This window comes from Pseudomonas sp. AIG (assembly GCF_977020205.1).
Genome location: NZ_CDROCK010000181.1, coordinates 1 through 225 on the forward strand (window position 1 = coordinate 1; position 225 = coordinate 225).

The window sequence follows — 225 nt, forward strand, 5'->3', positions numbered from 1 at the left end:
TGACCCGTTACAGCCTCAGCCTGGTGCCACAACTGGCCTACCTGCGGCACAACCACGATCAGCAGATTTTCCAGCAACTGACCGTACCGAAGATCATCGCTCAGGTGCTGGAAGATCGCGGCATCCTCGCCGACGCCTATAGCTTCCAGCTCGGCGCCGAATACCCGCAGCGCGACTACTGCGTGCAGTACGACGAATCCGACCTGCATTTCATCCAGCGCCTGT

General features: G+C 59.6%; 1 protein-coding gene. It reads left to right on the forward strand.

Features of this window, described 5'->3' with window-relative positions; all coding sequences use genetic code 11:
- Positions 1-225, forward strand: a 225-nt coding sequence (locus ACWR1S_RS31035; protein WP_454566162.1) for a contractile injection system protein, VgrG/Pvc8 family, incomplete at both ends; no start/stop codon positions are given.